This is a genomic window from Haloferax sp. Atlit-4N (assembly GCF_003383025.1).
Taxonomy (GTDB): Archaea; Halobacteriota; Halobacteria; order Halobacteriales; family Haloferacaceae; genus Haloferax; species Haloferax gibbonsii.
On sequence record NZ_PSYY01000002.1, the window covers coordinates 726,128 to 738,668 of the forward strand.

Sequence of the window (12,541 nt, forward strand, 5' to 3'; positions counted from 1 at the left end):
TAACGAGTTGATATCTGTTTGTGGTGCGTTGACATGGCAAACCCGAAGCATTACGTCGTGCTGGAAGGCCTCGGAGCCGGAAAGTCCGACTACACGATTCAGGCGACTGGCGACATCGAAAAAGTAGGCGGCAGGCTCGGCGGACTGCCCGTCACCACGGGTCCGGCAGACCAAGTGTCCGGGAGTACGGCAGACGGAACCGTCTGGGGGAAATCCGATGGCTACCGAATCTACGGCGGCATCAAGTCCATCAGCCTCGAAAACCCCGATCACGTCCAGGTCCACATGGGAACGATCGCCGGGGAACCGGACGACGACCACGGCGACCTGTGTGAGGTTGTCGTCCGCGCGGAGAAAGTCGAGTTCATCAGCGGTCAAGGTCCGGGCGAAGGCGCGCTCGAACTGGACATCGAACACGACATCCGCGGCGGCCAGTCCGAACACACGTCGCTCAGGCTCCCGACGGGGTCGACGCGAAACCTCGGCGTGGCGATTGACAACTTCAAGGTCCCCCGAAGCGGGTCGGAACCGAAGACGATCGTGACGAAAATCACGGAACGAGAGCCGCCAAGAGACTGGTTCACAGGGACGCCGGACGAGGGGAGCGAGCCGGTCGATATCACGCTCGCGTGCGACAACCCACAGCAGGTGACCAACACGGTTCCCATCGACTCCGACCGCGGGAACCCCGGCAAGGTGAAGGTGTACTACACCATCGACGACCTCGACGACTGAGGGGGCCGTCCCCCGTTCGGTCGTCCCGCGAGCAGCAACCATTATGATGCGGTGCGGTCACAGTTGTCCCACGAATGGACTCGCCTCGCGACACGCCGCGTTCGCTCTCGGAGTCGTCGCCTATCGACGTCCTGCACGTCGATGCCGACCCCGAGTTCGCGGCGCTCGTCGCGGCGGCGCTGGAACGCGAGTGCGAGCACATCACCGTCCATACCGAGACGGACCCGCGGGTCGCGGTCGACCGGGTTCGGCGCGACGGCCCGACGTTCGACTGCGTCGTCTGCGACTACGATATGCCCGACCTCGACGGCCTCGACGTGCTGGCGAGCGTCCGCGCCGAGTATCCGGAGCTCCCAGTTATTCTCTTCACCGCGAACGGCAGCGAGGAAGTCGCCAGCGAGGCGATTTCGGCGGGCGTGACCGACTACCTCCGGAAGGGCGACGACACGAGTCGGTACCAACTGCTCGCCAACCGCGTCGAGAACGCCGTCGAGCGGTATCGAGCCTCGCAGTCTCTCAACCGGGGGCTGGCGGCCATCGAGAACGCGACCGACGCCGTCTGTATTCTCGGCGACGACGGCGGTATCGAGTACGCCAACGCGGCCTGTACTGAGCTGTTCGGCTACGAGCGCGCGGAACTCCTCGGTCGCCACTGGGAGGCGTTCTATCCCGACGACGACGTACAGGCGGTCTACGATTCGGTACTCCCCGAAGCGCGCGAGGGACAGTGGTCGGGACAGTCGTCGCTCGTGCGGAAGGACGGCAGCCTCGTCGACGTGGAGCACACGCTCACGTCCACGGCCGACGGGTCGCTCGTCTGGACGCTGTCGCGCGTCTCGAAACGCGACAGACTCGAAACGAAACTGTCGCGTCGGGAGCGGGCGATAGACGAGGCCCCGATCGGCGTCGTCCTCACGGACCCCGACCAAGCCGACAACCCCATCGTCTACGTCAACGACGAGTTCACCGACATCACCGGATACAGCCGTGACGAAGCCGTCGGGCGAAACTGCCGGTTTCTGCAGGGCGAAGAGACGGACGAGGCGGCCGTCGCCGAACTCCGAGCGGCGGTCGACGAGCGCGAACCCGTGACGACCGAGCTCCTGAACTACCGCAAGGACGGCACCGAGTTCTGGAACCGCGTCCGCATCGCGCCCATCTTCGACGACGGGAGCGTCGACCTCTTCGTCGGCTTCCAAGACGACATCACGCCGCGGAAGACCTACGAGCGACTCCTCCGGTCGAACACCGCGCGACTCGAAGCGCTGTTCGAACACTCGCCGGACCTCGTCGTCGTACACGACGACGACGGCACCATCCAAGACGTGAACCAGCGGATGTGCGAGGAGTTAGGCTACAGTGAGGCGGACCTCGTTGGCAAGACCATCTGGGACCTCGACCCTACGTCCGACCCGGAGCGCTCGAGGGCGTTCTGGACGGGGCTGCCGGCGAACGAGCCACACCGCTTCGAGGGTGAACTCGAACGGCAGAACGGGACGACGTTCCCCACCGAGATACACCTCATCCAACTCAACGTCGAGGGCGAGCATATGTTCGTCGCGATGATTCGCGACATCAGCGAACAGAAGGAACGCGAGGCCGAACTCGTCGAACAGAACGAACGCCTCGACCGCTTTGCGAGCGTCGTGAGCCACGACCTCCGCAACCCGCTGCAGGTCGCCATGGGCCGCCTCGAGATGCTCCAAGACGACTGCGACAGCGACCACCTCGACGCTATCGACCGCGCGCTGGACCGCATGGACGACCTCATCAGCGACCTCCTGGTGCTCGCCCACAACGGCAACGACGCCATGGAGGTCGAACCGGTCGGGCTGGCCGACCTCGCGCGGGCGTGCTGGCAGAACGTCGTGACCGACGGCGCGACGCTGGTCATCGAGACCGACGCCGTCGTCGACGCCGACCGCGACCAGTTGCAGCAACTCCTCGAAAATCTGTTCCGGAACTCGGTCGAGCACGGCTCCGACGACGGCGACGTGACCGTCACCGTCGGCGAGACCGACCGCAGTTTTTTCGTCGAAGACGACGGCCCGGGCATCCCGGAGGACGACCGCGACACCGTGTTCGAAGCCGGCTACACCACGTCTCCCGAGGGCACCGGCTTCGGGCTGAACATCGTCTCGCAGGTCGCCGCCGCCCACGGGTGGGAGGTGGCGGTCTCGGAAGGAGCCGAGGGTGGTGCGCGCTTCGACTTTCGGGTCGACTGAGCCTACGCGTCGCCGGCGTCGAGGTCGAACTGCTCGTTTTCGGAGACCGCGTTGAGGACGACGCTCGTGTTCGACTCGCGAATCGGCGCTTCGCTCAACAGCGCCTTGATCTGGCGGTTCATGTCGTCGGTGTTTCTGAACTTGCCAACCGCGAGGACGTCGTAGTCGCCGGTGACCTCGTACACAGAGACCATCTGCGGCTCGTTTGCGAGCAGGTCGGTGACGTCCGTGAGCGCGCTCCCCTCGACTTTGAGGTGCATGACCGCGGTCACGTCGTAGCCGAGTTCGTCGTAGTCGAGACGCGGCGTGTAGCCCTCGATGATGCCCTCGTCTTCGAGGTCTCGCAGGTGGTTCGAGACGGTCGTCACCGACACGTCGAGTTCTTCGGCGAGGCTTCGAAGACTACGTCGCCCGTCTTTCAACAGCGCGTTGATGAGGTCGGAATCCAAGTTTTCGTAGGTCATACTCGGGTAGTTTGCAGTTGATTGTGATTAACCTCCCGGTCGAAGTTGACAATCCGGTGAATAGTTGCCGCTTTCATGCTGAAAACCGTTCGAACGCTCGTCGGGCCGGACACGCACGCGCGCTGCCCCGTCTTCACACCCGCACCCTCCGACAACGGTGCGTTTTCGAGATGAACATGCGGTCGCTGGAGACCAGTACGAACGCCTCAGTTTGACACACCCGATGCGACCTCTCGATCGCTGTTCGATTAAATCGTGGTTGCGATAACTCTCACGTCGCGGACGCGACCGCGGCAGTTCACGCGGGTCGAAAGAAACTGACGGCCTCAGTCGGAAGTCGACGACTCAGTTTGTAGTTCCAGAAGCCACTCGCACTTCCCGCAGGGCGTCTTGCCCGTTCGCTTGGCCTCGGCGCGGGTGACCTCGACGAACCGACCGTCGCTGTGGCCGCCACAGACCAGTTCGCCGTCTTCGTCGAGTTCGTGATACGCGTAGCCGCCGGTGTACGCGCCGTTGGGTGTCGTAGCCACGCGGTCGTCGTCGTCGCGGGTGTCCTGCGCAGCGAGTTCGCTTCGCTGCTCGCTCGTGGGTTTCTGGTCGATGTGCTCTCGCGTCGGCATCCGTGCAGGTACACTCGCCCGGCCGCATATGTTTATTTCGGCCCCGACATGACGTGAGGAATCATCATGGATGTCGGCGGCGGCGCGCGATGGCTCCTTGCCACTCGACGAGTGCGTCGAACTCGTGCGGACTTCGTTCGATGATTGCACAAGTGTCCGGCTTAACGAGACACCTACGTCTCGTTCGCTCACGCGGGTACCGCGCTCGTGAACGCTGTCTCTCTCCCTTCGGTCGCTCCGGTCGCAGCTTAAGCAAGTTCCCTCGCGCCTCAGGTCAAGTGAAGGTCTTTACCGGAGTGGGTCGATGTCCCCGAGAGATGAGCCGGACGCTCGAACTCTCTGGGACGTGGCTCAGCTATCTGCTGTCTGCGTTCCAGTTGACCGCGCTCGCGTTGGCCCTCGTGTTCGTCGTGCCCAGACTCGGGTACCCGGTCAACATCTTCTTGGGCGGGCTGTTCGCCGTGGTCGTCCTCGCATCGGTGGTCGCGCTGTGGCGACGCGCGGCCGGTCAGGACGGGAGTCGTCAGCTCGGAAGCACGGAAGACATCACCTATGACCCGTTTGCCGACCCCGGGCAGGCCGCCCGCGATAGCTGGGAGAAGGCCGTTCGGCGGCTCCCCGGGTCCGACGACGACGAGTGATCCACAGTCCTCGGTGCCGCTGTAGCCGTGTTCATGGGGTCACGCCATCTCGGGAACGGGGAAATCGAACAGTTCCGCTCGAAGCTGTTCGGGGGAGTCGGTCTTCCCCCACTGAATGAGTTTCCCCACCAGTTCGGGGTCCGAGAAGTCGACGTGCCGCGCCCGCTCGTCGCCCCAGTCGTAGACGTGCTTCGGGAGCCAGTCCGCCCGCCGCAGTTCCGCGAACAGTAAGCCGGCCGCCTCGTCAACGCTCGCATCGCCCGCCCGGTAGGCGTCCAGTATCTCGCCCATCCGTCGGTGTATCTCGGCTTTCTGCGGGACGAACGGGGCGCCGTCGCCCGGCGTCGGTTCTTCGAGAAGCGAGTCGAACTCGGCGGGCTGTCCCGACGCGAGGTAGGTAAAGCAGTGTCGCTGGATGTACAGGTCGTGGAACAGGACCTGCCCCAGCCACATCTGGGTCCACGCGTTCCAGAGTCGGAAGTCGCCCATCGACTTGTACGCGTTGCTGATGACCCGGTCGTTGGTCGCGAGCTGACGGCGGTGCATCTCGTCGATGGGCGCGAAGCGCGCCGCCGAGAACTCGCCGTCTTCGAACGCGTCCAACAGCAGGTTGGTCGACACGAAGACGGATTCGAGGGTGTTCACGAGCCCGACCGCGTAGAGCGGGTCGACGAAGCCGTACGTGTTGTTGGTCAGGTAGTGTCGGTGCCCCGCGGACTGACTGGCGGTCCGCTGGAGTCTCCCGGTCCGAACCCACGGTCGCACCGTCGTCGCCGACGCGAGGTGGCGTTCGATATCGGGGAAGTCGGCGATGATTCGTCGAGCCTCTCGCTCGGCGCTGACCGACTCGTCTGTGGGGTACTGCGTTCGGTCGAGTACCAACCCGAGACTCGCTTTGTTCGTCTCGGAGCGCTCGAAGTTGTCGAAGGGAATCACCCACATCCAGCCGCCGTCGAACACGTGATGGAGCGTCCCGTCGTGGAGGCGGTTAGACTGTCCGGGGCGGGCGGATTCGTCGAGTATCTCGTCGAACGGAGCGAGTCCTTCGACGTGCGTGAAGATGGCGCGCGAATCCGTCTCCAACGCCGGAGCGTCCTCGCGATACCCCATCTCTTCGGCGAGGACGGAGTTCCCGCCGGTGCCGTCGACGTAGAAGGCGGCCTCGATACGACCGCGGTCGGTCGTCACCGACACCTCGTCCTGTCCGATATCCACGCCGGTGATTTCGGTCTCGTCGAGGTATGCCACGCCGTAGCCCCGGGCGGCCTCGACCAGATAGTGGTCGACCTCCGAACGCAGGAGGTGGCTCTCGCTGTAAAACGGCAGGCTCGGCGGAATCAACTGGTGGCTGTGGTCCGCCGCGACCGGGCGGTCGGGGTCGTGGTACGCGAAGCCGATGGAGTGTTTGATGCCGCACGACGGCGTGACGTTGTCGACGATGTCGTTCGTGTCGCTGAGGTACTGAATCTCCGGGATGCCGTGGTACTCCCCGAGAATCCACATCCACATCGAACTCTGCGGGAGCATCGCCTCGCCGACGGCGAACCGCGGATGCGACCCGGCTTCGAGCATCACCACGTCGAGGCCGCGTTTCCCCAGAATCATCGCGGTGAGAGACGCCGCCATCCCCGAGCCGCCGACGATGACGTCGTAGGAGTCCGTCGGCGACGACTCACCGGCGGCCCGGTCGTCGCGTCGTCCGTGCTGTCGGTTCCCGGTTGCGTCGGTCGAACCTGTCCCGTTCATGTTCCGTTTGACGGATAGGTCACGATTATAGTCATTCCCTGAGATGGCGTCTCAAGCCGTGAGACACCATTCAAACAGCAAACAGACCTGTCGACCGGAGGGTCACCGCGTTTCGGCGTTCATCTCGGCGAGATCAAGGGGGACTGCATCGCGCTTGTAGCGCCGATAGAGGTCGACGGCCCACTCGCGGGCCTCGGGGTCGTCGGTCGTGACGGAGGCGACGGGCAGCGACGTCTCGTCGTCGAAGCCGCCGACGATGACCACGTCGTCGATGATGCCCATCGTGAACGGCAGTCCGGGGTGGGTGTACAGGTCGGGCGCGTCGGCCGACGCGATGGTGTCGAACGCGTTCTTCGAGGCGTTTCGGTCCGCTTCGAGCGCCAGCGGCGTGCAGATGGCCTCGAAGTCCACGTCGTTTTGGGCGTGTTCGATGCCTTGTTCCGTAATCTTCGGAGGACACCCGGCGACGACCAGACTCCGCGAGCGGTCGAACGACGTGAAGTGTTCGAGCCACGGTTCGATGGGCGCGTTCGGGTGCTGTGGCGTGGCGACGTGGAGGTCGGCGTCGGCGAACAAGTGGACGTGGCGCGTGAGCTCCGGAGCCGAAATCTGAGCGAGCAGGGGTTCTAACTGGTCGACCGCCGCGATGGTGCGCTCGAATCGAGAGACGGCGTCGGCGACGGCGCATCCCGCCCCCGTCGTCTGGTAGCCCGCGGGCGTCTGTTCGAGCAACTGCTCGTCCGTGAGCGCGGACGTCCACCGGTAGGCCGTCGCACGAGAGATGTCGAGTTCGTCTTGGAGCGTCGACCGGTCGAGCGGCCCATCGCGGGTCGCAGCCAACAGCGGCGCTTGGTCCAGCAACTGGTGTGAGTCCCGTCCGTGAGGAGTCATGTTCTCGGAACGACCCTTCGAACTGTAAGTGTACCTCCAGCGAGCGGCTGGCGGTTGTCGCCCTCGCTGGCCTCGCTTTCGAACGCGTCACCGAATCCGGTCGTGAATTTCGAGAACACCGAGCGACCACACGAGCGCGCCGGCGAGTCCGGGAAACGCCAACGCGTTCCCCCAGAGGCCGAGCCACTTCCCGTACAGGACGCCCGCGTTGAGGCCGAGGAAGAACCCGTCGAACGACGCGAGGGTTTTCGCACGGACTCCCGCGTAGCGTTCGAGGACGACGAGCCCACACAGGAGGACGAGCGTCCCGGCGACGAGCGCGCCGACGATGTGTGCGAGCGAGGCCTGCCGGCCCAGCGTCGACTCGACGTACCAAAACGGACCGAAGGGCGCGCCGAGGACGACGGCGATGAGGGCGTACGTCCCAAGGCGTTTGCCCGTCTCGGCGAGTGCGTGGGTGTCGACCATTCCGTACTCGTGTGTCGGTTCGGGCGGTGAAATAACTCGGCGCCGTCTCGTCGAGGGCACTACTGTAGTCCCCGGCCGGGTGGATCTCCGAGCAGCCCCTCGCTCCGGACCAGGATGTACAGGAGGATCGGGCCGGCGACCAGGAACAACAAACACAGCAGGCCGATGAGTCCCTTGAGTATCGACTGGACGGGAACCATGTTTCCCGTCTGCAGTCCGAGTCGGAAAAACCCACTCCCGTGGTTGGGATGGGTCTACACCTGTACATTCTCCCGCAACAACGTGTCCTCTGTGGCCGTCGTCGCGTCGACTCCAATTCGGCCGGCAATCGTAGCCAGATTCGGGCCCTATCGACGAACCCCCATTTCAGGTCGAACGGCCCGAAACGAGCGTGCAGGCGGCCACAAACGAGTATGTGTGGACTGTCGTCGACGCATGTCGCGGCCGCGTGTAGACGCCAATTTGGTCCCGATTCCCGCTCGCGAAATCGGGCGGTACACCCCACTTTCGAGCGGGTGTACCGGAAAATCGACGATTTTCGACCCTGCCTGAGTGACGACAATCGGCCGTCGAGACAGCATTTGCACGGGAGGACTGTGGACGAAAAACGCGTCTCTGAGCGGGTGTGAGGCGCTGCAGGCCGGAATCGGGTGGGTCGACGAGTGCTACACAGCCGGCGTCGATGGCACCCCGAACGCGTCAGGAATCGACGCGAATCGAGTACACCCTTGCGGAGAATCGGCGTCCATGTACACCCCTGAATGTCGGGGGTGTAGCGCGTCTGTCCCGGTTCACCCACGCTGCCAGGGGTGTAGAATCGACCGCGATTTTCGGCAGGGGTGTATCGAAGCGGTCGGGTCGGTGGCGTCGGCTCGGCCGTGGACGACTGGTCGTTGGGCGTGTCCGCTTTCGGTTCATAGTCGTGTTAGATTCTCCACACGAATTGGATGCGTCGGGCTGTGGCAAGGCTTGCTGAGAATGTGCGTTTCCAACAGCATCTGAGAACACGTGGAAAGAGCGGCCCCCGTACTGTACACATTGAATCAGTTCAACAGAGTCGTCTCGTAGGTTTGGCATCGGTAAACAGCACACTCGTCGTCAACAGTTCACTACATAGCAATCGTGTTAGATATTATAAGTGCTTAACCTGTCCGACGGGGGCTGTCGACTGTGGAACGATCACAACAGACGAGCGATATCGGGCGTCGAGCTGTCTTGGGTCTCACGGGCGGAACCGTCCTCGGACTTCTCGCAGGCACGGCTGTCGCGGGTCACGACCAGGCGGCGAGTGGCTCCGATTCGGGCGGGCTTTCGGGGACCGAGACCATCACACTGGAACAGATCGGCCGGTACGAATCGGGGCTCTTCGACGAGGGTGGGGCCGAAATCATCGCCTACCACGCCCCCACACAGCGGCTGTTCGTGATCAACGCTGATCTCGGCGGCGTCGACGTGCTGGACGTCTCGGAGCCGACTGCCCCCGAGAAGGTTGGAGCGATCGACGCCGCGAGCGAGCTCGACGGCGTGAGCTCCGCGAACAGCGTCGCGACGTCCGCCGACGTCGTCGCCGTCGCGCTCGAAGCAGAGATTGCCCAGGACCCCGGGCAGGTCGGGCTCTACGACCCCGCGACGCTCGAACGCCTGGGGACCGCGCCGGTCGGTCCGCTGCCGGACAAGGTCACCTTCACCCCGGACGGGACGCGGGTGCTCGTCGCAAACGAAGGCGAGCCGACGGACAACTACGCGTACGACCCCCGCGGTTCCGTCAGCATCGTGGACCTCTCTGACGGCGCGGCTGCACCCACGGTCAGCACCGCCGACTTCACCGCCTTCGACGGAAAGGAAGACCAGCTCCGAAAGCAAGGCATCCGTATCTTCGGGCCGAACGCGAGCGCATCGCAGGACTTCGAGCCCGAGTACGTGACCGTGAGCGACGACTCGAAGACGGCGTGGGTCTCGCTGCAGGAGAACAACGCGATCGCGGAGCTCGACATCGACGCGGCGAAAATCAAGAATCTCCTGCCGCTGGGGTTCAAGGACTACAGTCTGGCCGGGAACGAACTCGACGCGAGCAACGAGGACGGCGGGGTCAACATCCGGAACTGGCCGATCAACGGGATCCTCCAGCCGGACGCGATCGGCGCGTACAACCCCGACGGCAACACCTACCTCGTGACCGCCAACGAGGGTGACAGCCGCGATTACGACTCGTTCAGCGAGGAGGCGGAGGTTTCGGACCTCCGACTCGACCCCGAGGCGTTCGACTTCGACGAGATCGAAGGCATCGACAGCGTCGAGGAACTCCAGCAGCCCGAGCACCTCGGGGCCAAAGGCGTGACGACGACGCTCGGCGACGTCGACGGCGACGGGCGCTACGAGGAACTGTACGTCTTCGGTGGTCGGTCGTTCAGCATCTTCACGACGAACGGCAAACGGGTGTTCGACAGCGGGAGCGACTTCGAAGACATCACCGCCGAGCGGTTCGGCGACCAGTTCAACAACGACAACAACGAACACGACCCTGACGGCCGCAGCGACAACAAAGGTCCCGAGCCCGAGGGGCTCACAATCGGGCAGGTCGGCGACCGGTACTACGCGTTCATCGGTCTCGAACGTATCGGCGGCGTCATGGTCTACGACATCACCGACCCCGAGTGTGCCACGTTCGTCGAGTACGTCAACAACCGGGACTTCTCGGTCGACATCGAGGCGGCCATCGAAGACGGTGACGCCCCCGCTGGCGCTGCCGGCGACCTCGGCCCGGAGGGACTGGACTTCGCGACCGCCGAAGAAAGCCCGGTTGACGACCCGCTCGTCTTCGTCGGCCACGAAATCAGCGGGACGACGGCGATACTCCGCGTGACGAGCGACGAGAGCGATGACGTTGCTGTGGGGTCGTGTAGTGTCGGCTCGCGTGGGAACGGCCGTGGGAACGGACGGCGGTCGTAAGTTAACGGCGTCGACCCTGGGTCGCTGACAGTCGCCCCGGTATTCACGCCGGTGGGCCATCTGAGCACACGAAACGTCCGCTCACAGACCATCTCGTGTGCTCACCGCAGCGCCCGCCGAACGCTCGCCGTGTCCACCTCGACGACCACTTCGTTCGTCCGGAGCCACGGCGGCGTGAAGGGTGCGTCGTAGCGCAAGAGGCGAGGCTCACCCGTCGGTTCGATGCCGGCGTGCGCCAGCGTCTTCCGGAGGGTGCGTTCGTTCAGCGAGACACGGATGCGCGGAGCCCACCACGAAAAGCGGCGGACGGCCAGCGTCCGCGGCGGGTCGACGACGAGTTCTACGTCGTCGTTGGTTGGCTCCGGTGCGGTCTCCGGCGTGTACGTTGCAGGGAGGAAAAACGACATCGTCGCGTCGTCTGCCCGGGTTGTCTCGACAGGAGCGGTCATCGAGATCGACTCGCCCGTCTTGGTGGCCCCATCGCCGGTGGCACTCGTGTCCGTACCCGTTTCGACGGGGGCGGTCATCGAGACGGACGTGCCGCCTTCGTTCGCGCCGTCGATGTAGTTGAACAGGCGGAAAAACGCCTCTCGGCCGTTGGACGCGGTGGTCCGGACGCGAATCGTCTCCGGGTATCGCCGGAGTTCGACGCCATCGATTCGCTCGACCGTCTTGTACGGGACCCGTTCAGTCCCGCGGTTTTTCACGCGGTCGAGGGCCGTCCAGGCCGTCGCGGCGGCCAGCCCCACACCGATGATGCCGACTCCCAGTTTCGCTTTCGTCTTCCAATCCATGTCTCGTGTAGGCGACGTGACTGCAAAAGCCGACTTGTGTGACTCTGCGTTCCGCTCGCGTCGACTTCGGCTGTGAACACGGTCGAGCAGGGCGATAGCAGATGAAGTTGTGGGGGGGTAGGTGGTTGTCGCGGGTGGGATACCGGTTCGAATGTATCGTTCCACTCGCGGCCGCTAGACGCTCAGTATCCGTCGTTTCAGGAGCTTTGGTTGCTACTCACGAGTCCACGTGACTGACAGCGTCGGGGTCGCATGCGTTCGAGCGAGCGCTAACGTACGAGATCCAGCCCGTGGCTGTCGTCGCTTCGTCAGCCATCGTCTCACTCGTCTTGGACTGTCTTCAGGTCGAGCCGTGGAGCAAACGATTCGTACGTCTCATCGCTCGAAACGATGGTATCACCATCTGATTCGACGAGGTGAAGCGCGTCGAACGGTGTGAACCCGTGGTCTTCGACGTAGGTCGCAGCTGTGACAACGGTGTCCACGTCACCACGGACTTCCAACAGAGCAGCGGCATTTGTGACGACTCGCTCTGTATCTCGTTGTTCACGATACGCAACCATGAGGAGTTCGATGAGTGTGAACTGAGACGTCCACAGTTCGTCCTGGTGGTCGCGGTATACTTCCTCTGCGGCGTCACCAAGCCAGTCTTCGTCCTTGATGAGTGCTAAAAGGAAGTCTGTCTCCGCGTACATTCAGCGTCCAGCCTCGTCTAATGCTGCGTTCCGTGCTTCCTGCCGGAGTTCGTCCGCCGACTTCTCGACGTCTGCGAACTCAGATCGGAGGGCATCGAGCGGGTCATCCTCGATTGGAATCAACTTGATACCGTCGTGAAGCTGGACGATGTGGTAGTGTTCGCCATACCGCTCTCGAATCTCTTTCGGGAGCGTCAGGCGTCCACGACCGTCCAGCGTTGCTTCGGACATACGCTCATATCGTGTGGGTAGGTACAAGTAATTTCCCCGAATATATCTAAATACCCACTCAATCAACTCAATCTCGCTTGCT

At 63.7% G+C, this 12,541-nt stretch carries 13 protein-coding genes; 4 read left to right on the forward strand and 9 right to left on the reverse strand.

The features are described from left to right. The first annotated feature begins 33 nt into the window (after positions 1–33). Both C5C07_RS12865 and C5C07_RS12870 read left to right on the forward strand, forming a co-directional pair. On the forward strand, positions 34–735 hold the full coding sequence (locus C5C07_RS12865; RefSeq protein ID WP_115805208.1) for a hypothetical protein: 702 nt from the start codon (positions 34–36) through the stop codon (positions 733–735). Positions 736–809: 74 nt separating this feature from the next. Further along, positions 810–2,960 (forward strand): PAS domain S-box protein, encoded by a 2,151-nt coding sequence (locus C5C07_RS12870; RefSeq protein ID WP_115805209.1) that lies wholly within the window; start codon positions 810–812, stop codon positions 2,958–2,960. Between the two features lie 2 nt (positions 2,961–2,962). Here C5C07_RS12870 and lrp read toward each other — a convergent pair whose 3' ends face one another. Continuing rightward, positions 2,963–3,424 carry an HTH-type transcriptional regulator Lrp gene (gene lrp / locus C5C07_RS12875; RefSeq protein WP_004975762.1) on the reverse strand — a complete coding sequence of 154 codons (462 nt, stop codon included), beginning with the start codon at positions 3,422–3,424 and terminating at the stop codon, positions 2,963–2,965. A gap of 326 nt (positions 3,425–3,750) precedes the next feature. Further along, positions 3,751–4,044, reverse strand: a complete 294-nt coding sequence (locus C5C07_RS12880; protein ID WP_004975763.1) for a hypothetical protein — start codon at positions 4,042–4,044, stop codon at positions 3,751–3,753. 317 nt (positions 4,045–4,361) lie between these two features. Here C5C07_RS12880 and C5C07_RS12885 point away from each other — a divergent pair, with 317 nt between their 5' ends. Then, positions 4,362–4,685, forward strand: a complete 324-nt coding sequence (locus tag C5C07_RS12885; RefSeq protein ID WP_115805210.1) for a hypothetical protein — start codon at positions 4,362–4,364, stop codon at positions 4,683–4,685. A 39-nt stretch (positions 4,686–4,724) separates the two neighbouring features. Here the strand turns inward: C5C07_RS12885 and C5C07_RS12890 are convergent, their stop codons facing one another. The 4 genes from C5C07_RS12890 to C5C07_RS21305 form a co-directional block, all read right to left on the reverse strand. Further along, positions 4,725–6,431, reverse strand: coding sequence for an NAD(P)/FAD-dependent oxidoreductase (locus tag C5C07_RS12890; RefSeq protein ID WP_115805211.1), 1,707 nt, complete (start codon positions 6,429–6,431; stop codon positions 4,725–4,727). Between the two features lie 102 nt (positions 6,432–6,533). Further along, a complete protein-coding gene (locus C5C07_RS12895; RefSeq protein ID WP_231608272.1) occupies positions 6,534–7,322 on the reverse strand; it encodes a winged helix-turn-helix domain-containing protein in 789 nt (262 codons plus the stop codon). An 87-nt stretch (positions 7,323–7,409) separates the two neighbouring features. Then, on the reverse strand, positions 7,410–7,790 hold the full coding sequence (locus C5C07_RS12900; RefSeq protein WP_004975773.1) for a hypothetical protein: 381 nt from the start codon (positions 7,788–7,790) through the stop codon (positions 7,410–7,412). Between the two features lie 59 nt (positions 7,791–7,849). Further along, positions 7,850–7,990, reverse strand: a complete 141-nt coding sequence (locus tag C5C07_RS21305) for a hypothetical protein (RefSeq protein WP_158546582.1) — start codon at positions 7,988–7,990, stop codon at positions 7,850–7,852. Positions 7,991–8,960: 970 nt separating this feature from the next. Here C5C07_RS21305 and C5C07_RS12905 point away from each other — a divergent pair. Then, entirely contained in the window at positions 8,961–10,739 is a 1,779-nt protein-coding gene (locus tag C5C07_RS12905; RefSeq protein WP_233510360.1) for a choice-of-anchor I family protein, read from the forward strand. A gap of 101 nt (positions 10,740–10,840) precedes the next feature. Here the strand turns inward: C5C07_RS12905 and C5C07_RS12910 are convergent, their stop codons facing one another. From C5C07_RS12910 to C5C07_RS12920, 3 genes are all read right to left on the reverse strand, one after another. Next, positions 10,841–11,533, reverse strand: a complete 693-nt coding sequence (locus C5C07_RS12910; RefSeq protein ID WP_115805213.1) for a heme-binding protein — start codon at positions 11,531–11,533, stop codon at positions 10,841–10,843. Between the two features lie 320 nt (positions 11,534–11,853). After that, positions 11,854–12,228 carry a PIN domain-containing protein gene (locus tag C5C07_RS12915; RefSeq protein WP_050459454.1) on the reverse strand — a complete coding sequence of 125 codons (375 nt, stop codon included), beginning with the start codon at positions 12,226–12,228 and terminating at the stop codon, positions 11,854–11,856. Continuing rightward, on the reverse strand, positions 12,229–12,459 hold the full coding sequence (locus C5C07_RS12920; protein ID WP_050459453.1) for an AbrB/MazE/SpoVT family DNA-binding domain-containing protein: 231 nt from the start codon (positions 12,457–12,459) through the stop codon (positions 12,229–12,231). Positions 12,460–12,541: the final 82 nt, after the last annotated feature.